This is a genomic window from Pseudomonas sp. ANT_J28, assembly GCF_008370005.1.
GTDB classification, from domain to species: Bacteria; Pseudomonadota; Gammaproteobacteria; order Pseudomonadales; family Pseudomonadaceae; genus Aquipseudomonas; species Aquipseudomonas frigoris.
On the sequence record NZ_VOBM01000008.1, the window covers coordinates 110989 to 130611 of the forward strand.

Below are 19623 nucleotides of genomic sequence, written 5' to 3' on the forward strand. Positions count from 1 at the left end.
ATGGACCAGACATCGCAGGCGGCAAACCGCTACACCAACTACCGCAAAGTCATCGCGTTGGCCGATCACGATTGGGAGAGCGCTGAAGCCGGGAAAATTTCGGGGATTAACGTCGAAATCAAAAGTGCCAACCGAATGCTCGATCAGCACGGGCGCGCGTTTCATCATTTCTGCACGACGTCGTACCTGGGCCTGGATCACCATCCCGACATTCTCGACGGCGCCATAAATACCCTATGGGAAACAGGCACCCTTCGCGTCGCCAACTCAAAGAACCGCTGCAAGCTGGCAATTCTGGAACAGTACGAAACCGAACTGTCCGAGTTGTTCGGCGCCAGTTGCCTGAGCACCTTGTCGTGCAGTGCGGCGAGTGCCGGAATCCTGCCGTTGCTGGCCAGCGGCGTGTTCACGGAAAACCGCCCTCCCGTGATGGTCTTCGACCGGTTGGCGCACTATTCGATGAATCACCTCAAAGCCGCCTGCGCCGATGAAACCACGGTCGTGACCTGCCCTCACAACGACATGGATTTTCTCGAGAAGCAGTGTCAGCAACACCGCACCGTCGCGTATGTCGCCGACGGCGCCTACAGCATGGGCGGGGTCGCAGACCTGGACAGTCTTTTGTATCTGAAGGACCGCTATGGGTTGTTTCTCTACCTGGACGATTCCCACGCGCTGTCCGCCGTCGGAACATCGGGCGCAGGCCTCGTGCGCCCCAGGTTGCATGCCCTGGAGGATGACTGCCTGATCGTCGCCTCGCTGGCCAAGTCGTTTGGCGCCAGCGGTGGTCTGGTGATGCTGGGCAATGAACGGCAGAAGAGGCTCATTGCTCGTTACGGCGGCCCCAGCAATTGGTCGCAAAGCCTGATCAGTGCAGCCATTGGCGCAGGCAGAGCATCCATCCAGCTTCATCGCACGCCGGAATTTGCCGCGTTGCAGGAAAAACTTCAGGCTAATATCCAGCTCTTTGACAGCCTCATACGAACCGATCAACACAACAGCAACATGGCGATTCGACTGGTCAAATGCGGCGAAGCAGCGCTGGCCAACAGCATCGCCATGGAACTGGCCAATCACGGTTTCTTCACCTCGGCCGTGTTTTTTCCGGTGGTCGCACAAGGCAAGGCAGCCATCAGAATCACCCTGCGCGCCGACATGGAGCCGACGCTGATCCGCCACTTTTGTGAACTCATCACCGGGTTTTTACGCACTCGAGGCCGGGACATCGGCTGTTGAACTGAAACCAGGGAAGATTCAATGAAGAGCAGCACCACCCTCCTCGTCACCTGCTGCACAGTTTTCCTCGCCCAATTGGGCATGAGCATTTACCTGCCGGCGCTGCCGGACATGGCCCGGGATCTGTCCGCCGACGCCTCGCAGGTTTCCTGGGGGCTGGCGGTGTATCTGATCGGCATGGCATTGCCGATGTTGTTTTGGGGCAGCCTTGGCCAGCGCATCGGCCGCAAACCGGTGCTGCTCGCCGCGCTGGGCATCTACGGGTTGGGCAATCTGGCCCTGCCCCTGAGCCAGACGCTTGAATCGTTCCTGGCGTTTCGACTGGTTCAGGGCATTGGCGCCAGCGGCGTTTCGGTTATGGCCCGGGTGCTGATCCGCGACAGTTTCCGCGGCGAGCTGCTGGCCAAGGCGTTGTCCTGGATTTCGATTTCCTTTGTGGTGGCGCTGGGGATCGGCCAATACCTGGGGTCGATCATCCAGGTGGCGCTGGGCTGGCCAGCGATTTTCTACCTGTTGGGTGCTGTGAGTCTGATGATGGGGCTGGTCGTGGCTCGGGTTACGTTCCCGGTGCTGGCCGAGGAGAATGCCCCGTCAGCCGCCTGGCCGAGTTACTGGCGCATTTTGCGTCATCGCGCCTTTCTGTTGCCGGCCCTCACCGGCGGCCTTGGGTACGGGGTGATTGTCGCGTTCAACACCGCAGCGCCGCTGATTCTGCAAGGACCGTTCAACTGGTCGGCCGTGGAATACGGGGTGTTGGGCTGGCCGATCAGCGCGGCCTATTTTCTGGGGGCTTTGGCGGTCAATAGCTTTGTACTTCGCACCGGTCAACGCGGGTTGATGACGGCGGGTGTGGAGCTGGTGCTGGCCGGCAGCGCGGTGATGTTGCTGGGGAGTTTGGCGGGCACTTCAGTGGCGCTGCTGTTCTGGTTGCCCTATTGCGTTGCGGTGTTCGGCCAGTCGTTGACTTATCCGGTCAGCCTGTCCCTGGCCAATGACGGTTCGCCGGTCGGCGGTGCGTATGCGATGGCGTTGAGCGGTTTCATTCATCAACTGATGGCCGCGGTTATCGGCGGGATCGCCAGTTTGATCGCGAGCCCGCAAGCATGGCCGTTGTCGCTGTTGTGTACCTTGCTGGCGTTGGGCGCGATGCTTTGCTTGATGCTCGCGCCCGGTCGCAAAACCTCCTAAAACGCGCTGCGGAAAATCTCCTCGATCTGGCGCTGATCCGCCACGCGAGGATTGGTCAGGCCGCACGCATCTTTCAAGGCATTGGTGGCGAGGATCGGGATGTCGTTGAGCTTGGCGCCGAGCTCACGCAAACCGGCGGGAATTTCCACGTCTTTGGACAGGCTGCGGATCGCCACGATGGCCGCCTGGGCGCCCGCTTCCGGGGTGAGACCGTGAACATCGGCGCCCATCGCAAGGGCGACATCGGTAAGGCGATCGGCGCAAACCAGAGCGTTGAAGCTTTGTACGTGGGGCAGCAGGACCGCGTTGCACACACCATGAGGCAAGTCGTAGAACCCGCCCAATTGGTGAGCCATGGCGTGGACAAAACCCAGGGATGCGTTATTGAACGCCATGCCGGCGAGGAACTGCGCGTACGCCATGTTTTCCCGCGCGGCCATGTCACTGCCGTCGCGGACGGCCAGGCGCAGGTTGTTGCTGATCAACGTGATCGCCTTCAGTGCGCAGGCATCGGTGATCGGATTGGCCGCCGTGGAAACGTAGGCTTCGATGGCGTGGGTCAGTGCGTCCATGCCAGTGGCAGCCGTCAGGCCCTTGGGCATGGCGACCATCAGCACCGGGTCGTTGACCGACAGCAGCGGCGTGACGTTGCGATCGACAATGGCCATTTTCACGTGACGGGATTCGTCGGTGATGATGCAGAAACGGGTCATCTCGCTGGCAGTGCCGGCGGTGGTGTTGATGGCGATCAACGGCAGTTGCGGCCGGGTGGATTGATCGACGCCTTCGTAATCACGAATCTGCCCACCGTTGGTCGCGCATAACGCGATGCCTTTGGCGCAGTCATGGGGCGAACCACCGCCCAGGGACACCACGAAATCACAGCTGGTTTCTTTCAGCAGACCCAGACCGCTCTCGACGTTGGCGATGCTCGGGTTAGGCTTGGCGCCGTCGAAAATCACCGAATCGATGTCCTGCATCGCCAGTTTCTCGGCGATCATCTTCGCTACGCCCGCCTTGGCCAGCCCGGCGTCGGTGACGATCAGCGCCTTGCGAAAACCGTACTTGCCAATGGCGTCCATGGCTTCGTCGAGGCAACCGATGCCCATGATGTTTACGGCGGGGATGAAAAACGTGCTGCTCATGAGCGAGTCTCCTGATTGAAGCCGAATCGGCAGCGCCGATCTGGCGGGGCTCACAGAATCGACCTATCGGTCATGAAGTAACTTGATCTGGCTCAAGTCTTGGTCGTGATAAAGTCGCCGCCCCATCAGACCCTCTGTTTTGAGACTTTGAACGCAATGACCGATTTCCAGGATGTTGATGCCCAACTTGAAGACTGGAACGCCTTGCGCGCCACCGCCTCGTTCAGCGGCCTGCTGGTGGGCAACGGCGCCAGCCGCGCCGTATGGGACGACTTCGGCTACGACTCGCTGTTCGAAAACGCCCGCACCGTCGAAGAAAAACCCCTGAGCCAGTCCGAGCTGAGCGTGTTCGACGCCCTGCAGACGCGCAGCTTCGAGCAGGTGCTCAGCGCGCTGAAAACCACCAGCCGGGTCAACAAGGCCCTGGCCGTGAGTTCCGCCGCACCGCGCAATCGTTACTACGCGATCAAGGAAGCGCTGATCAACACCGTGCACGCGGTGCACATCCCGTGGCGGCTGGTGGTGCCTTCGACGCTGGCGGCGATCAATCAGGAATTGGGCCGTTACCGGACTGTGTTCACAACCAACTACGATCTGCTCAGCTACTGGGCGATCCAGCACCAGCCTGATGCGATCAGCGACCTGTTTCAGGGTGCAGAGCCGAGCTTCGATTTAAGCGCCACGGCGACCGATAAAACCCGGTTGCTTTACCTGCATGGCGGGCTGCATCTGGTACGGAATCAGGACGGCACGGCGCGCAAACTGATGTCGACCGAGGGCACGCTGCTCGGCAGCTTCGCGATCAACAACACGATCAAGACCCTCGACGACGTGCCGCTGTTCGTCAATGAAGGTCCGGCGCAGGACAAGCTCAAAACCATTCGCAGCTCGGACTATCTGTCGTTCTGCTACAACCAGCTACTCGGTCATGGCGACGGGTTGTGCCTGTTTGGCCATGCCCTGGGTGAGCAGGACAGCCACATCATCCACGCCTTGCGCCAGGCGAAGCCGCAGGTGGTGGCGATCTCGATTTATCCGCGTAGCAAGGCGTTCATTCAGCACCAGAAGCGGCACTACGCGAAGGTCTTTGAAGGAACCGGGAGTGAGTTGCGGTTTTTTGATTCGAAGACGCATTCGCTCGGCAGCCCGAAGCTCACAGTTCCAGTCGAGGTTTAGCGGCGACGCGGCTGACGCCTTCGTCGGAACGCCGCCCGGAGCAAGCTCGCTCCCACAGGGGATTTGTATTGGACTTGAATGGTGGATCTAGAGCACTGGCAAGGTCTTGTCCTTGATCACCGTGGTCGGCCCGTTGGCTTTTACGCTGGCGATGCCTTTATCCATCGCGGCAGCGGAGGTGTAAGCCTCGCTGCTACCGATGATCTCGTGGTTACCAGCCTTGAGGTTGAAGTAAGGATGGCCATCCTTGGTGGCTTTCTTCTCATAGCGTTCGTCCAGCGGACTGTTGGTCTGAACCGACACGATGCCTTTGTCGGCGGCAGCGCGGGTGGTGTATAGCTCGCTGGTCAGAATGGTTTCCGCGTTGGCGGCCTTCAGTACAAACTTGAACTGACCATTGCTGCTTTTGCTCACTTCATACCATCCAGACATGCTCTTTCTCCTTGGCAATTGAGTGGTTTCGCGCTTCAGAGTAAAGACCAACCTGCCCTACTTCACCACCGCGCGCACCACCGATAACTCCGGCGCCTGCACCCGTCGCTGACTCAGATACCGTGTACAGCTGACCCGCAAAAACGAGGCGAAATTCACCACCTCGCCGCGGTAGTCCATCACCTCTTCATACAGCTTGGCGATCAACTGGTTGGTGGTCATGCCGTCGACCTCGGCGATTTCGCTGAGGATGTCCCAGAACTGATTCTCCAGCCGCAGGGTGGTGACCACCCCGCAGATGCGCAGCGAGCGGGAGCGCGATTCGTAGAGAATCGGATCGGCTTTGACGTAGAGCTCGCACATGGAAAGGTCCCTCGTTACAGCGTGATTTTGGTGCCCAGCAACCCGAGGAAACCGGCAAGCCAGCTCGGGTGCGCCGGCCAGGCTGGCGCAGTGGCCAGATTGCCTTGTACGTGGCCTTCCGTCACCGGAATATCGATGAACGTACCGCCCGCCAAGCGCACTTCCGGGGCGCAGGCCGGGTAGGCGCTGCACTCGCGACCTTCGAGAATCCCCGCGGCCGCCAGCAATTGAGCACCGTGACACACCGCGGCGATCGGTTTGCCGGCCTTGTCGAACGCGCGCACCAGTTCCAGGACTTTTTCGTTCAGGCGCAGGTATTCCGGCGCACGACCACCCGGCACCAGCAGGGCGTCGTAGTCCTCGGACTTGACCTTGGCGAAGTCGAAGTTCAGGGCAAACAGGTGACCGGGTTTTTCGCTGTAAGTCTGGTCGCCTTCGAAGTCATGGATCGCCGTGCGTACGGTCTGACCGGCGGTTTTGTCCGGGCAAACGGCATGCACCGTGTGGCCGACCATCAACAGCGCCTGAAACGGCACCATCACTTCGTAGTCTTCGACGTAATCGCCGACCAGCATCAGAATTTTTTTAGCCGCCATGGGGAGGGCTCCTCTGGGAAATACGTGGGCCTGCAGGAGTATTCAAGGTAGTCCTTATCCGCAGGGTCGGGTAATAACCGGTTACTACCTGAGGACCGCGTTATCATTCTTCGCGAGCAAGCCCGCTCCCACATTCAACCGCGATTCAATGTGGGAGCGGGCTTGCTCGCGAAGAGGCCCTCAAACTGTACGGATAACTCTGCGCCTATCTGTAACAGCAGCAGACGCCGAGTTTATGGCTAGATAAAGTCTCTTCCCGCCACCCTCGACTCTGGTTGCCATCATGTCCTCGCGCGAAAACACCGGCATGGCCCTCGGCCTGCTCGGCGTTGTGATCTTCAGCCTCACCCTGCCCTTCACACGGATCGTCGTGCAGGAACTCCATCCGCTGCTCAACGGCCTGGGCCGTGCGCTGTTCGCGGCGGTTCCTGCGGCGTTGCTGTTGCTCTGGGGCCGGGAAAAATGGCCGACCTGGAAACAGGTCAAAGGCCTGACCCTGGTGATTGCCGGGGTGATCCTCGGTTTCCCGGTGTTGTCGGCCTGGGCCATGCAAACCTTGCCGGCGTCCCACGGCGCGCTGGTCAACGGCTTACAGCCGTTGTGCGTGGCGCTGTACGCCGCGTGGTTGTCCCACGAACGACCGTCGAAAGCCTTCTGGGCCTGCGCTGCGCTGGGCAGTGCGCTGGTGCTGGGTTATGCGCTGATCAGCGGGGCCGGCAGCATTCAGGCCGGTGATTTGCTGATGCTCGGTGCGATTGCCGTGGGCGGTTTGGGATACGCCGAGGGCGGCCGATTGGCCAAGGAGATGGGCGGTTGGCAAGTGATCTGCTGGGCGTTGGTGTTGTCGACGCCGTTGCTGATCGGGCCGGTGGTGTACCTGGCGCTGCAACATCAGGGCGAGATTTCGGCCAAGACCTGGTGGGCCTTCGGTTACGTCTCGCTGTTTTCGCAGTTCATCGGCTTCTTCGCCTGGTACGCCGGGCTGGCGATGGGCGGCATTGCCCGGGTCAGTCAGATCCAGTTGCTACAGATCTTCTTCACCATCGCCTTTTCGGCGCTGTTCTTCGGCGAACACATCGAGCCGATCACCTGGCTGTTTGCCGCCGGGGTAATCGTGACGGTGATGTTGGGACGCAAGACCAGCGTGCGCCCGGCGCAACCGGGCACGTTACCACCGGGAATTCAGGCTAAATAACCGTCAGCCCGCAGCAGGGTTTCAAGGCAATGCTCGCTGATGTGGTAGAAATCCTTCAGTTCCTGAATCTTCACCAACAGCTGGGCCGGATCAACCGGCTCGGCACGTTTGACCGCCAGGATCATCTTGTTCTTGTTGGTGTGGTCCAGTGAGATGAACTCGAACACCTTGGTCTCGTAACCGCAGGCTTCCAGGAACAACGCACGCAAACTGTCGGTGACCATTTCCGCTTGCTGGCCCAAATGCAGACCGTATTGCAGCATCGGCTTGAGCAGCGCCGGGCTCTGGATTTGCAGGCGGATCTGCTTGTGGCAGCACGGCGAGCACATGATGATCGAGGCGCCGGAACGGATGCCGGTGTGAATCGCATAGTCGGTGGCGATGTCGCAGGCATGCAGCGCGATCATCACGTCCAGCTCACTCGGCGCCACACTGCGCACATCACCGCACTTGAACACCAGCCCCGGATGCTCGAGCTTGGCAGCCGCGGCGTTGCACAGAGTGACCATTTCTTCGCGCAACTCGACGCCGGTCACCACGCCTTCGGCCTTCAAGGTGTTGCGCAGATAGTCATGGATCGCGAACGTCAGGTAACCCTTGCCCGAGCCGAAGTCCGCCACCTGAACCGGTTTGTCCAACGCCAGCGGTGACGTGGTCAGCGCGTGGCTGAAGACTTCGATGAACTTGTTGATCTGCTTCCACTTGCGCGACATCGCCGGGATCAGCTCGTGCTTGCTGTTCGTCACACCAAGGTCGGCGAGGAACGGCCGGCTCAGGTCGAGAAAGCGGTTCTTCTCGCGGTTATGCTCAGAGGATGGCACTTCACGCAATTGCTGAGGTTTGCTCTTGAACAGCGAAGACTTGCCCTTTTTGCTGTATTCCAGCTGGGCTTCATCCGTCAGCGACAGCAAATGCGCATTTTTGAACGATGCCGGCAAGAGTGCGGCGATGGTCGCTACACCCTCGGCAATCGGCAAATTCTTGGTGATGTCGCGGGTTTTGTAGCGGTAGACGAAGGACAGGCAGGGCTGATCCTTGACCGTCAGCTGCTTGATGGTCAGCCGCTGCAAGTCCACTTCAGTGCCGACGTACTTGGCCAGCACCAGTTTGATGAAGGCGTTCTGGTCAAGGCTGGATTGCAGCAGGTCAATGAACTGGGCGTGATGATCCGGCACGAGGCTGGCGGGAGTGGCGGTGACAGACATGGGAAAAACGGCCTCGGGCGGTGCGGATCGGGGAATGGTGGGTATTTTAGGGGGGATGGCCGCTCGGGACACGCAGTTATTTACCGAACGGTGCGATCAGCCCAAAACCACCAACCGATTCGGCAACTCATTCCTCACATGCGTCACTGGCACATGCACCTTGAGCAACTCGCCACACGCCTCGACGCAGGTGACAAACCCCTGCAACGTCTGCCCTTGCTTCACCTGCTGAGTAAACGCCGCAACAATCCCATCCCAGCTCTTGTTGTCCAGCCGTTTGGAAATCCCTTCATCCACCAGGATTTCCACATAGCGCTCGGCTTCGCAGACAAAGATCAGCATGCCGGTGCTGCCCACGGTGTGGTGCAGGTTTTGCTCCAGAAACTGCCGGCGCGCCAGGTTCGAGGCGCGCCAATGACGCACCGAGCGCGGAATCAGGTGCGTGGTGACTTTCGGAATGCGGAACACCAGGCACAGCACGATGAACGTAATCCATTGCACCAGCAGCAAACTGTGCAGGGTCAGCCAGCCCGTGAGGTAATGCACGATACCCGGCACCACCAGCGCCAGCAGGCTGGCCCAGAGCAGCGGGATGTACGCGTAGTCGTCGGCGCGGGCCGCGAGCACGGTCACCAGTTCGGCGTCGGTGTCGCGCTCGACCCGGGCAATCGCCTCGGCAACTTTGCGTTGTTCGTGTTCAGTCAATAAAGCCATGTTCACCAATGCCCGTTCGCTATTGTTATTAACTGCAGTGTTATCACCAGCCGCCCGAGGAACCTCCGCCCCCGAAACTGCCCCCACCGCCGCTGAAGCCACCGCCTCCACCGCCGCCACCAAAACCTCCACCGCCGAAACCGCCGCTCGAACCGCCTCGGCCGCCGCCGCTAGGCAGGATCCCGAGCATCTGGCAGACAAACATCGTCAGGATGAACAGCATCACCAGAAACACGAAGATCCCCGGATGCCGTGAGACGAAGTCGCTTTCCTGATTGCCGCCGGAGTCATACACCGTGGACGGCTCATCCAGCGGATTGCCACCCAACACCACGAGCATTGCCGCGACCCCGTCGCTAATGCCCTTGCTGAAGTTGCCGGTCTTGAACGCCGGGGTAATCACCTGATTGATGATCACCGAACTCTGCGCATCGGTCAGCCGGTCTTCCAGGCCATAACCGACTTCAATCCGCAGCTTGCGATCGTCACGCGCAACGATCAGCAGCGCGCCAGTGTTCTTGTCCTTCTGGCCGATGCCCCAGTAGCGCCCCAGTTGATAACCGAAGTCCGCAATGTCGGTGCCCTGCAAATCCGGCAACGTGACCACCACCAACTGCTCGCCGGTGGCTTTTTCATGGGCCTGAAGCTGTTGCGTCAGCTGCTCACGCACCGCAGGCTCGATCATCTGGGCGTTATCGACCACCCGCCCGGTCAGTTCCGGAAACTTCAACGCAGCCTGGGCCGTGAGGGCAAACACCCAGAGCAACAGCATCAGGCCAACTTTCAACACGCGCATGGGCAACCTCATCCGTGGTGACGCTTTAAACCCGTCCCGGCGCTTACTGGAACTTCACTTGCGGCGCTTTTTCCGCATCGGGGCTGGTAGCCTCGAAAGTTTCGCGGATCGGCAAATCGCTGTACATCACGGTGTGCCACAGGCGACCGGGGAAGGTACGGATTTCCGTGTTGTATTTCTGCACGGCGAGGATGAAGTCCCGACGCGCCACGGCAATGCGGTTCTCGGTGCCTTCAAGTTGCGATTGCAGGGCCAGGAAATTCTGGTTGGCCTTGAGGTCCGGATAACGCTCGGACACCACCATCAAACGGCTCAAGGCGCCGGTCAGTTGATCCTGGGCCTGCTGGAACTGTTTGAGTTTTTCCGGGTTATCCAGGGTCTTGGCATCGACCTGGATCGAAGTGGCCTTGGCCCGGGCTTCAATCACGGCGGTCAGGGTTTCTTCTTCGTGCTTGGCGTAGCCCTTGACGGTTTCCACCAGGTTGGGAATCAGATCGGCGCGGCGCTGGTACTGATTCTGAACCTGACCCCAGGCGGCCTTGGCCTGTTCGTCGAGGGTCGGGATCGTGTTGATGCCGCAGCCGGCCAGCAGTGTGGTCAGCAACATCAAGGCTGCAACCTGCAGGTTCGACCGATAGTGGTGTCGTACATTCATCTGGTTGACGCTCCCTTGCACATTCCGTTGAAAAACAACCTGCGAACTTTGAACCCGGCTCTTGGGGCATAATCTGCCGCCGCCACTGGATTGCATCGAGCCAATGGGCTAAAAGATGCCCCAGCGCAATAAACACGCAGAAGTGTGCTGCATTTACCTGAACAACAATAGTCGCTCCCTAAATTTTGGCTGACCGGCGCGTATTCACTGCCGTTTAGGCTTTTGAGAAAACTATTCATGAAGAAGCTGTGTTTGCTGGGCCTGTTCGTCAGTCTGGCCAGTCATAACGTATTGGCCGCCACGACGCCCGCACCTCTGGAAAACAAGAACGCGTTCATCAGCAACCTGATGAAGCAGATGACCCTCGATGAAAAAATCGGCCAGTTGCGCCTGATCAGCATCGGCCCGGAAATGCCTCGGGAGCTGATCCGCAAGGAAATCGCAGCCGGCAACATCGGTGGCACGTTCAACTCGATCACCCGCCCGGAAAACCGTCCGATGCAGGATGCGGCCATGCGCAGCCGGCTGAAGATCCCGATGTTCTTCGCCTATGACGTGATCCACGGCCACCGCACCATTTTCCCGATCCCGATAGCCCTGGCCTCGAGTTGGGACATGGACGCCATCGGCCTGTCCGGGCGCATCGCCGCCAAGGAAGCCGCGGCGGACAGCCTCGACATCACTTTCGCGCCGATGGTCGACATCTCCCGCGACCCGCGCTGGGGCCGGACTTCCGAAGGCTTCGGCGAAGACACGTATCTGGTTTCGCGCATTGCCGGCGTGATGGTCAAAGCCTTCCAGGGCACAGGCGCTAACGCGGCCGACAGCATCATGGCCAGCGTCAAGCACTTTGCCCTGTACGGCGCGGTCGAGGGCGGTCGCGACTACAACGTCGTCGACATGAGCCCGGTCAAGATGTTCCAGGACTACCTGCCACCGTACCGTGCGGCTATCGACGCCGGTGCTGGCGGGGTGATGGTCGCGCTGAACTCGATCAACGGCGTGCCGGCCACCGCCAACACCTGGCTGATGAACGACCTGTTGCGCAAGCAATGGGGCTTCAAAGGCCTGGCCGTCAGCGACCACGGGGCGATTTTCGAGCTGATCAAACACGGCGTTGCCCGCGACGGTCGCGAAGCGGCGAAGCTGGCGATCAAGGCCGGCATCGACATGAGCATGAACGACACCCTTTACGGCAAAGAGCTGCCGGGACTGTTGAAGGCGGGTGAGATCGAACAGAGCGACATCGATAACGCCGTACGTGAAGTGCTCGCCGCCAAGTACGACATGGGTCTGTTCAAGGACCCGTACCTGCGGATCGGCAAGGCTGAGGATGATCCCGCCGACACTTACGCCGAAAGCCGTCTGCACCGCGCCGAGGCCCGTGATGTTGCCCGCCGAAGCATGGTGTTGCTGAAAAACCAGGGCGAAACCCTGCCGTTGAAAAAGACTGCAAAAATTGCCCTGGTCGGCCCGCTGGCCAAGGCACCGATCGACATGATGGGCAGCTGGGCCGCCGCCGGCAAACCCGCGCAATCGGTGACGCTGCTCGATGGCATGACCAACGCACTGGGCGCGCAATCGACGCTGATCTACGCCCGTGGCGCGAACATCACCAGCGACAAGAAGGTGCTCGATTACCTCAACTTCCTCAACTTCGACGCACCGGAAGTGGTGGACGATCCGCGTTCGGCCCAAGTGCTGATCGAAGAAGCGGTGAAAGCCGCCAAGGATGCTGATGTGGTGGTGGCAGCGGTGGGCGAGTCCCGTGGCATGTCCCACGAATCGTCGAGCCGCACCGACCTGAACATCCCGGCCAACCAGCGCGACTTGATCAAGGCGCTGAAAGCCACCGGCAAACCGCTGGTGCTGGTGTTGATGAACGGCCGTCCGCTGTCGATTCTCGAAGAGAAGGAACAGGCCGACGCGATCCTGGAAACCTGGTTCACCGGCACCGAAGGCGGTAACGCCATCGCCGATGTGCTGTTTGGCGACTACAACCCGTCGGGTAAATTGCCGATCACCTTCCCGCGTTCGGTGGGTCAGATTCCGACCTACTACAACCACCTGAGCATTGGCCGGCCGTTCACGCCGGGCAAACCGGGCAACTACACCTCGCAGTATTTCGATGACACCACCGGGCCCCTGTTCCCGTTCGGCTTCGGCCTGAGCTACACCGATTTCAGCCTGAGCGACATGGCGCTGTCGTCGACCACGCTGAACAAAACCGGCAAGCTCGACGCCAGCGTCATGGTGAAAAACACCGGCAAGCGTGACGGCGAAACCGTGGTGCAGTTGTACATCCAGGACGTGACCGGCTCGATGATACGCCCGCTCAAGGAACTGAAGAACTTCCAGAAAATCATGCTCAAGGCCGGCGAACAGAAAGTCGTGCACTTCACCATCACCGAGGATGACCTGAAGTTCTTCAACGCCCAGCTCAAGTACGCGGCAGAACCGGGCAAGTTCAACGTGGAGATCGGCCTGGATTCACAGGACGTGACGCAGCAGAGTTTCGAGTTGCTGTAATCCCTGACACACCGCAATCAAAAATGTGGGAGCGGGCTTGCTCGCGAAAGCGGTCTGACATTCAGCATCTTCGTTGAATGTTATTCCGCCTTCGCGAGCAAGCCCGCTCCCACAGTGGTTTTGGGGTGTTGCTGAGACAGGGTCAACCCCGTCGATCCAGCAGATTCACCACCAGCCGATCCACCCATCCCCAAATCCTTTGCTTCACCCGCCGCCACAGCGGCCGGCGTTGCCATGCCTCCAGGCTGACTTCCTGGCTCTGCGCAAAGTCCCTCTCGAAACTTGCCGCCACCGCCCGCGTCAGCCCTGGGTCCAGCGCTTCAAGGTTGGCTTCCAGGTTGAAGCGCAAATTCCAGTGATCGAAATTGCACGAGCCGATGCTCACCCAATCGTCGATCAAGACCATTTTCAGGTGCAGGAAACACGGCTGGTATTCGAAGATCGTCACCCCGGCCTTGAGCAATCGCGGGTAGTAGCGATGCCCGGCGTAGCGCACCGACGGGTGATCGGTGCGCGGCCCGGTCAGCAGCAGGCGCACGTCGACGCCTCGGGCGGCAGCCCGGCGCAGTGAGCGGCGGACTTTCCAGGTCGGCAGGAAATACGGCGTCGCCAGCCAGATCCGCCGCTGGCCGCTGTTCAGCGCGCGAATCAACGATTGCAGGATGTCCCGGTGCTGGCGGGCGTCGGCATAGGCGACCCGGCCCATGCCCTCGCCCATGGACGGCACGCGTGGCAGACGCGGCAGGCCGAAATGCGAAGCGGGTTTCCAGGCGCGCCGATACCGGTTGGCGATCCATTGGCGGTCGAACAGCAACTGCCAGTCGATGACCAAGGGACCGGTGATTTCCACCATCACTTCGTGCCATTCGCTGGTGTCTTCGCCCGGCGTCCAGAACTCATCGGTCGCCCCGGTGCCGCCCACCACGGCCATGCTCTGATCGACCAGCAACAGCTTGCGGTGATCGCGGTAGAAGTTGCCGACCCAGCGCCGCCAGCTCAGGCGATTGTAGAAACGCAACTCCACACCTGCTGCCATCAATCGCTGGCGCAAGGTCAGGGTGAACGCGAGGCTGCCGTAATCATCGAACAGGCAGCGCACGCGCACACCACGTTCGGCGGCCTGGACCAACGCCTGAACCATCGCCTCGGCACAGGCGCCCGCCTCCACCAGGTACAACTCCAGCTCGACCTGTTCTTCGGCGCGGGCAATCGCGACCAACATCCGAGGGAAAAACTGCGGACCGTCGATCAGCAGTTCAAAACGGTTGCCTTCACGCCAGGGGAAAATCGCGCCGGCCATGTCAGCGCGCCGTGAAAATCAGTACCGCACTCACCGGCACCGACAGACTGATGGCCGACAAACCGGCGACCTTGCGCAAACTTTCCAGGCCGGGGGCCAGGTCGAAATCCGCGGCATTGATGATCAGCGGTTCGAGGGTCACCACCTGGAAGCGTCGGTCATCCAGACGGGTTGCCAGCAGTTCGGCGTTGTATTCGTGTTGTTTACCATGGAGGTTGACGGTCAGCGGCAGGCGCAATTCAAGTTGCGCACCGGGCGCCAGATCGTTGATCGGGCGTAGATCAATCTGCGCGGTGATCAGTGCTTCGGGGAAAGTCTGGATTTCAAACAGGTCCTTGCGCATGCGTTCATCGCGCAACGGGATGCCACTGTTGACCGAGTCCATCTCGACTTCCACCTCGGCCAGGCCTTTGGGATCGACCTTGCCGTGCAGCACCAGAAAGCGCTGCACTTCGGAGATATTGGTGTTTTTGGTGCTGATGAACGACAGCCGCGAGGACTCGCCATCCAGATACCAATCGGCGTGTGCCGACAGGGTGGCACCGGCCAGCAGCAGGAAGGCGAGGGTTTTGCAGTGGAAGCGGTTGAACATAGAGACTCGTGGGGCAGATAAACCTGCACGAACCTTAACCGTCCGTGAGCCAATTGCAAACTTGTGTAGCAGCTGCCGAAGGCTGCGTTCGGCTCGGGCCGCGTTCGGACGCAGCAGTCGTGAAATCAGGCGCTGCGGTTTTACAGGGAGACCGAGGTGGCTGGATTGGCGACTGCTGCGTCCGAACGCGGCCCGAGCCGAACGCAGGCTTCGCCAGCTGCTACAGGGTCGCGGCATTCAGGGATTCAGAAGGCAGCCTCGGCGCTCGCCGATCCATTGCGCGTTGTTGCTGCGGCCCATACCGCTGACGGTAACGCGCTTTCTGGCGGTGTCATCAGTAAATCCACTGGTCGGCAGCCACTGCTTCACATAGCTTTGGCAGTACTCGGCCGGGTTGTTCATCACGTAACGGCACGAACAATATTCCTTGGCGGTATAGCCGCTGATGATGTCCGGGAATGCCCACAGCGCCACGCGCTCCTGCCAGATCCAGCTGAGCAAGGCGATCAACAGGATCAACAACAGCGTGCTGAACGGTCGGCGACGAACAAAGCTGCGACGGTTCATGGCTGCACCTTCGCGGCAAATGCCTTGAGCGCGAGTTTGAGCAAATCGTTGTGCTGATAGCTGCCGTCACGGTCATCGCCGTAGCGCACGATCACCAGGTTTTCGCCGGGAATCACGTACATCGCCTGACCCCAATGACCCAGCGCGGCGAAAGTATCGTCGGGGGCATCGGGCCAGGGTTTTACCGCGCCATCCGCTGCTCGATTGAGCCACCAATGGCCGCCGGGCACAGCGTCGTCCTGATGGGGTTGATAGCGGGCGAACGGTTCGCGGCTGAAAGTGACCCAGTCCTGGGGCAGCAATTGTCGCTCGCCCCAACGGCCATCGCGGGCCATCAACAGCCCGACTCGAGCCAGATCCCTGGCGGTGAGGTAGGCATAGGACGAAGCAACGAACGTCCCCGTGGCGTCGGTTTCCCAGACGGCGTGATGAATGCCCAAAGGCTCGAACAAAGCAGTCCATGGATAGTCCGGATAGCGGTTCGGGCCGACGATGGTTTTCAGCGTAGCGGATAACAAATTGCTGTCACCGCTGGAGTAACGGAATGCCTGACCGGGTTTGGCGTATTCACCGTGATCGGCGGTGAACGCGGCCATGTCCGGGTGGCCACGGGTGTAGAGCATCGCGACCACCGAGGATTTCAACGGCGCGTATTCATAGTCTTCCTGCCAGTCCAGGCCCGAGGCCCAATGCAGCAGGTCGGCCATGGTCATCGTCGGGTGTTTTTCCAGCGGCGGATAAAATTTCTGCACCGGGTCCCGGAGCTTGAACAGACCTTCGCCATAGGCCACGCCGAGGACCGTGGCCATCAGGCTTTTGCTGATGGACCAGGTCAGGTGCGGGGTGTCAGCGGTGGTCGGGCCGGCGTAGCGTTCGTAGAGCAGCTGGCCGTCGCGGATCACCAACAAGGCGTCGGTGCGGATGCCTTTTCGGGTGCTGTCATCACGGGGTGGGAAGGCGTAGGTTTCCAGCGCTTGAAGTGCCGGGCCGTTGGCGGTCGGTCCGGTTGACCATTGCTCGGCAGGCCAGTATTCGGCGTGGGCCGTGAGGCTGAGCAGCAGCCCCAAAATCAGGGACAAGCCTTTGAACATGGTGGGTGCTCGGAGGGATGGACTGGCTGAGCCTAAACGAGCTTGATGACAGTTTTGACATTTGCGGCGCCCATGAGGCCGCCATCGCGAGCAAGCTCGCTCCCACAGGGGAATGCATTTCAAATGTGAGCGAGCTTGCTCGCGAAGGGGCCAGTCAATCCAGCGAAGATCCGGCGAGGGCCTTGGCCAACCGCTTCCCCCGCGCACCCGCCGCCAAATCCATCACGGCCTGATCGCGTAGCCACATCGCCGCCCAATGCTGCGGGCCATCGGCCAGTGCCTGAGCCACCTCGGCCTTGAGCCCATCGAACTGCGCAAACAAGCCTGCGAGCAACACATGCCCGGACGGATTATTCGGTGCCTGCCGGCTGACTTCCGCACACCCGGCCAGCAGCGCCAGCAAACGCAGTTGCAAGGCTTGCGGCCAGTCGCTGTCCTGACCGATGCCGTACAGCCAGGCGGTCATGGCGCTCAGAACGTAAATGTCTTCAAGGGTGCGAAACGGTTTGATGTAAGCATCCCAGCCATCCCCCGCCAACAGTTCGCACTGAGCGTTATCGAGAAACAGCCGACCATGGCTGATGTCTGGCATCAACGGGATCGCCGGTAGCTTCTCCAGACGCACACCCGGTTCATCGGGATAGACCACCGCCAGACTCAGGCGCGGTTTTTCGTCGGGGGCTTCGCTGCGAGCAGCGATCAGCAGCCAATCAGCGGCATCGCCTGCGGTGACAAAATCCTTGCGCCCGCTCAGACGCAAATCGTGCAGACGGGTCTGCATGTCCGCCACCCGCAGGCTGCGCTGTTCGGTCGCGCACAAGGCGCCGAGGCTCAGCGGCGCGCTCGGCCAGAGCATGCGCAACGCCGCCTGATAGCCCACCAGAAACGCCAGCCCCGGCGTCGACATCAAACGCCCGCCGGCCACCGCCAGTTCGAACGGCGTGACGTTGCTCAACTGGTGCAACAAGGTCGCAAACCCCTCGCCCAGGTCCGAGTTGGCGGGCAGACGATCGCGGCGGCGCAGCAGGTTTTGCCAGGGCATAAGAGGCTCCTCGTGGGCTGTCATATAAGCATCACCAAAGCTTCATGGCGATGACACCGGGGCTACATAGCCTGACTTTGCACAACACGGCAGCATAAAGAAAGTCGATCGGCTGCAACCCAAGACGGGTGACCGGCCCGTACGGAGATTCGCAATGACTCAGATCGCCCGCATCAGCGACACCGGCAATGAACGCCGCCTGCAAGCCGAACGCCTGGTGGGCGCCGAGGCCTTGCAGGAAGCCCAGGCCTTGCGCTTCAACGTGTTCAGCGGCGAATTCAACGCCAAACTGAAAGGCGCGGAGCTGGGTCTGGACATGGATGACTATGATGTTCACTGCGCCCACATCGGCGTGCGTGACTTGAACACCGGGCGTCTGGTAGCGACCACCCGTTTGCTCGACCACACGGCCGCCAGCAGCCTGGGCAAGTTCTACAGCGAAGAAGAATTCAGCCTGCACGGCCTGCTCCATCTCAAAGGCCCGATTCTGGAAATCGGTCGCACCTGCGTCGACCCCGCCTACCGCAACGGCGGCACCATCGCCGTACTCTGGGGCGAACTGGCCGAAGTGCTGAACCAGGGCGGCTACAGCTATTTAATGGGTTGCGCGAGCATCCCGATGCAGGACGGCGGCATTCAGGCCCACGCGATCATGCAGCGCTTGCGCGAGCGCTACCTGTGCACTGAACACCTGCGGGCCGAACCAAAAAAACCGCTGCCGAGCCTCGACATCCCGTCCAACGTCATCGCCGAGATGCCTCCGCTGCTCAAGGCCTACATGCGTCTTGGCGCGAAGATCTGCGGCGAGCCGTGCTGGGACGAAGACTTCCAGGTCGCCGACGTGTTCATTCTGCTCAAGCGCGACGAACTCTGCCCGCGTTATGCCAAACACTTCAAGGCGGCCGTGTGATGAGTCGGTTACGGGTGTACGCGCGGATTGCGCGAGTGTTGGTGGTGGTGACGCTGGGTTTGAGCATGGCCAGTTTGTTCGGGCTGTTCGAACGTTTGGGGATTGCTCATTCGATGGTGCGTCGCCAGCGCTGGTCGCGATTTTTCATGGCGCGCCTGAGCAATGCCTTGCCCTTTCGCGTGACAGTACACGGTGAATTGCCGAAGGCGCCGATGCTCTGGGTCAGCAACCACGTGTCCTGGACCGACATTCCACTGCTGGGCATGCTCACGCCGCTGTCGTTCCTGTCCAAGGCCGAAGTCCGCACCTGGCCGGTGGCGGGCTGGTTGGCGGCCAAGGCCGGCAGTTTGTTCATTCGCCGGGGGTCGGGCGACAGCCAGTTGATTCGCAAACAGATGACCCGTCATCTGGAGCAGGAACATCCGCTGCTGATGTTCCCGGAAGGCACCACCACCGATGGCCGTTCGTTACGTACTTTCCACGGTCGATTGCTGTCTGCGGCAATCGACTCCGAAGTGAAGTTGCAGCCGGTGGCGATTCGTTACCTGCGTGACGGAGCGCTCGATTCGCTGGCGCCGTTCATTGGCGATGATGATTTGCTCTCGCACTTGATGCGCTTGTTTGCCAATGATCAGGGTGAGGTGGAGATTCATTTGCTCAAGCCGATCGCGTGTGAAGGTCGCGAACGTGCGGCACTGGCGTTCGAGGCGCAGCAGGCGGTGCAGAAGGTGTTGTTTGGGGCGATTCCGCAGGCACAACCGGAACCGCTGCGCCCCGCGATCGCGGCTTAAACACACATCCCCTGTGGGAGCGGGCTTGCTCGCGAAGGCGGTCTGTCATCCAACACTGATGTTGACTGATACACCGCCTTCGCGAGCAAGCCCGCTCCCA

At 60.5% G+C, this 19623-nt stretch carries 20 protein-coding genes; 7 read left to right on the forward strand and 13 right to left on the reverse strand.

What is annotated here, in order from left to right; translation table 11 throughout:
- Positions 1–1236: an aminotransferase class I/II-fold pyridoxal phosphate-dependent enzyme gene (locus FQ187_RS07720; RefSeq protein WP_149629007.1), complete on the forward strand. Its 1236-nt coding sequence runs from the start codon at positions 1–3 to the stop codon at positions 1234–1236.
- A gap of 21 nt (positions 1237–1257) precedes the next feature.
- Positions 1258–2424: an MFS transporter gene (locus FQ187_RS07725; protein ID WP_149629008.1), complete on the forward strand. Its 1167-nt coding sequence runs from the start codon at positions 1258–1260 to the stop codon at positions 2422–2424.
- Here FQ187_RS07725 and yiaY read toward each other — a convergent pair.
- Entirely contained in the window at positions 2421–3569 is a 1149-nt protein-coding gene (gene yiaY / locus FQ187_RS07730; RefSeq protein ID WP_149629009.1) for an L-threonine dehydrogenase, read from the reverse strand. The genes FQ187_RS07725 and yiaY overlap by 4 nt on opposite strands.
- A 156-nt stretch (positions 3570–3725) precedes the next feature.
- Between yiaY and FQ187_RS07735 the strand changes: the two genes are divergently transcribed.
- Positions 3726–4745, forward strand: a complete 1020-nt coding sequence (locus tag FQ187_RS07735) for a DUF4917 family protein (RefSeq protein ID WP_149629010.1) — start codon at positions 3726–3728, stop codon at positions 4743–4745.
- Between the two features lie 87 nt (positions 4746–4832).
- Here FQ187_RS07735 and FQ187_RS07740 read toward each other — a convergent pair whose 3' ends face one another.
- Genes FQ187_RS07740 through FQ187_RS07750 form a run of 3 tightly spaced genes read right to left on the reverse strand, consistent with a single transcriptional unit; the run spans position 4833 to position 6136 of the window.
- Entirely contained in the window at positions 4833–5177 is a 345-nt protein-coding gene (locus FQ187_RS07740; protein WP_149629011.1) for a YegP family protein, read from the reverse strand.
- Between the two features lie 57 nt (positions 5178–5234).
- Complete coding sequence (locus FQ187_RS07745) at positions 5235–5540, reverse strand: ribbon-helix-helix domain-containing protein (protein WP_008025707.1); 306 nt, start codon at positions 5538–5540, stop codon at positions 5235–5237.
- A 14-nt stretch (positions 5541–5554) separates the two neighbouring features.
- Positions 5555–6136: a DJ-1/PfpI family protein gene (locus FQ187_RS07750; RefSeq protein WP_008152949.1), complete on the reverse strand. Its 582-nt coding sequence runs from the start codon at positions 6134–6136 to the stop codon at positions 5555–5557.
- A 283-nt stretch (positions 6137–6419) separates the two neighbouring features.
- On the opposite strand from FQ187_RS07750, the gene FQ187_RS07755 reads away from it, so the two are divergent.
- Positions 6420–7331, forward strand: coding sequence for a DMT family transporter (locus FQ187_RS07755; protein WP_149629012.1), 912 nt, complete (start codon positions 6420–6422; stop codon positions 7329–7331).
- Here FQ187_RS07755 and FQ187_RS07760 read toward each other — a convergent pair.
- The 4 genes from FQ187_RS07760 to FQ187_RS07775 all read right to left on the reverse strand — a co-directional run bounded on the left by FQ187_RS07760 (position 7319) and on the right by FQ187_RS07775 (position 10701).
- Positions 7319–8536 (reverse strand): SAM-dependent methyltransferase, encoded by a 1218-nt coding sequence (locus tag FQ187_RS07760; RefSeq protein ID WP_149629013.1) that lies wholly within the window; start codon positions 8534–8536, stop codon positions 7319–7321. The two genes, FQ187_RS07755 and FQ187_RS07760, sit on opposite strands and share 13 nt — an antisense overlap.
- A gap of 96 nt (positions 8537–8632) precedes the next feature.
- On the reverse strand, positions 8633–9250 hold the full coding sequence (locus FQ187_RS07765) for a TPM domain-containing protein (protein WP_149629014.1): 618 nt from the start codon (positions 9248–9250) through the stop codon (positions 8633–8635).
- A 43-nt stretch (positions 9251–9293) separates the two neighbouring features.
- The gene (locus FQ187_RS07770) at positions 9294–10046 is read right to left on the reverse strand and encodes a YgcG family protein (RefSeq protein WP_149629015.1); all 753 of its coding nucleotides are present in this window, start codon (positions 10044–10046) and stop codon (positions 9294–9296) included.
- A gap of 43 nt (positions 10047–10089) precedes the next feature.
- Positions 10090–10701, reverse strand: coding sequence for a LemA family protein (locus tag FQ187_RS07775; RefSeq protein ID WP_149629016.1), 612 nt, complete (start codon positions 10699–10701; stop codon positions 10090–10092).
- 237 nt (positions 10702–10938) lie between these two features.
- Between FQ187_RS07775 and bglX the strand changes: the two genes are divergently transcribed.
- On the forward strand, positions 10939–13230 hold the full coding sequence (gene bglX, locus FQ187_RS07780) for a beta-glucosidase BglX (protein WP_149629017.1): 2292 nt from the start codon (positions 10939–10941) through the stop codon (positions 13228–13230).
- A 142-nt stretch (positions 13231–13372) separates the two neighbouring features.
- On the opposite strand, the gene FQ187_RS07785 is transcribed toward bglX, so the two are convergent.
- The 5 genes from FQ187_RS07785 to FQ187_RS07805 all read right to left on the reverse strand — a co-directional run bounded on the left by FQ187_RS07785 (position 13373) and on the right by FQ187_RS07805 (position 17822).
- Complete coding sequence (locus tag FQ187_RS07785) at positions 13373–14530, reverse strand: phosphatidylserine/phosphatidylglycerophosphate/cardiolipin synthase family protein (protein ID WP_149629018.1); 1158 nt, start codon at positions 14528–14530, stop codon at positions 13373–13375.
- A 1-nt stretch (position 14531) separates the two neighbouring features.
- Positions 14532–15122: a YceI family protein gene (locus FQ187_RS07790; RefSeq protein ID WP_149629019.1), complete on the reverse strand. Its 591-nt coding sequence runs from the start codon at positions 15120–15122 to the stop codon at positions 14532–14534.
- A 237-nt stretch (positions 15123–15359) separates the two neighbouring features.
- Positions 15360–15689 (reverse strand): amidase, encoded by a 330-nt coding sequence (locus FQ187_RS07795; RefSeq protein WP_149629020.1) that lies wholly within the window; start codon positions 15687–15689, stop codon positions 15360–15362.
- On the reverse strand, positions 15686–16780 hold the full coding sequence (locus FQ187_RS07800) for a serine hydrolase (RefSeq protein WP_149629021.1): 1095 nt from the start codon (positions 16778–16780) through the stop codon (positions 15686–15688). The genes FQ187_RS07795 and FQ187_RS07800 overlap by 4 nt, the downstream gene beginning before the upstream one ends.
- A 154-nt stretch (positions 16781–16934) precedes the next feature.
- A complete protein-coding gene (locus FQ187_RS07805; protein WP_149629022.1) occupies positions 16935–17822 on the reverse strand; it encodes an acyl-CoA dehydrogenase family protein in 888 nt (295 codons plus the stop codon).
- Between the two features lie 154 nt (positions 17823–17976).
- Between FQ187_RS07805 and olsB the strand changes: the two genes are divergently transcribed.
- Together olsB and FQ187_RS07815 are read left to right on the forward strand one after the other, a co-directional pair.
- The gene (gene olsB / locus FQ187_RS07810) at positions 17977–18732 is read left to right on the forward strand and encodes an L-ornithine N(alpha)-acyltransferase (RefSeq protein WP_149629023.1); all 756 of its coding nucleotides are present in this window, start codon (positions 17977–17979) and stop codon (positions 18730–18732) included.
- On the forward strand, positions 18732–19523 hold the full coding sequence (locus FQ187_RS07815) for a 1-acyl-sn-glycerol-3-phosphate acyltransferase (RefSeq protein WP_149629024.1): 792 nt from the start codon (positions 18732–18734) through the stop codon (positions 19521–19523). Before olsB ends, FQ187_RS07815 begins: the two co-directional genes overlap by 1 nt.
- The last annotated feature ends 100 nt before the right edge of the window (positions 19524–19623 follow it).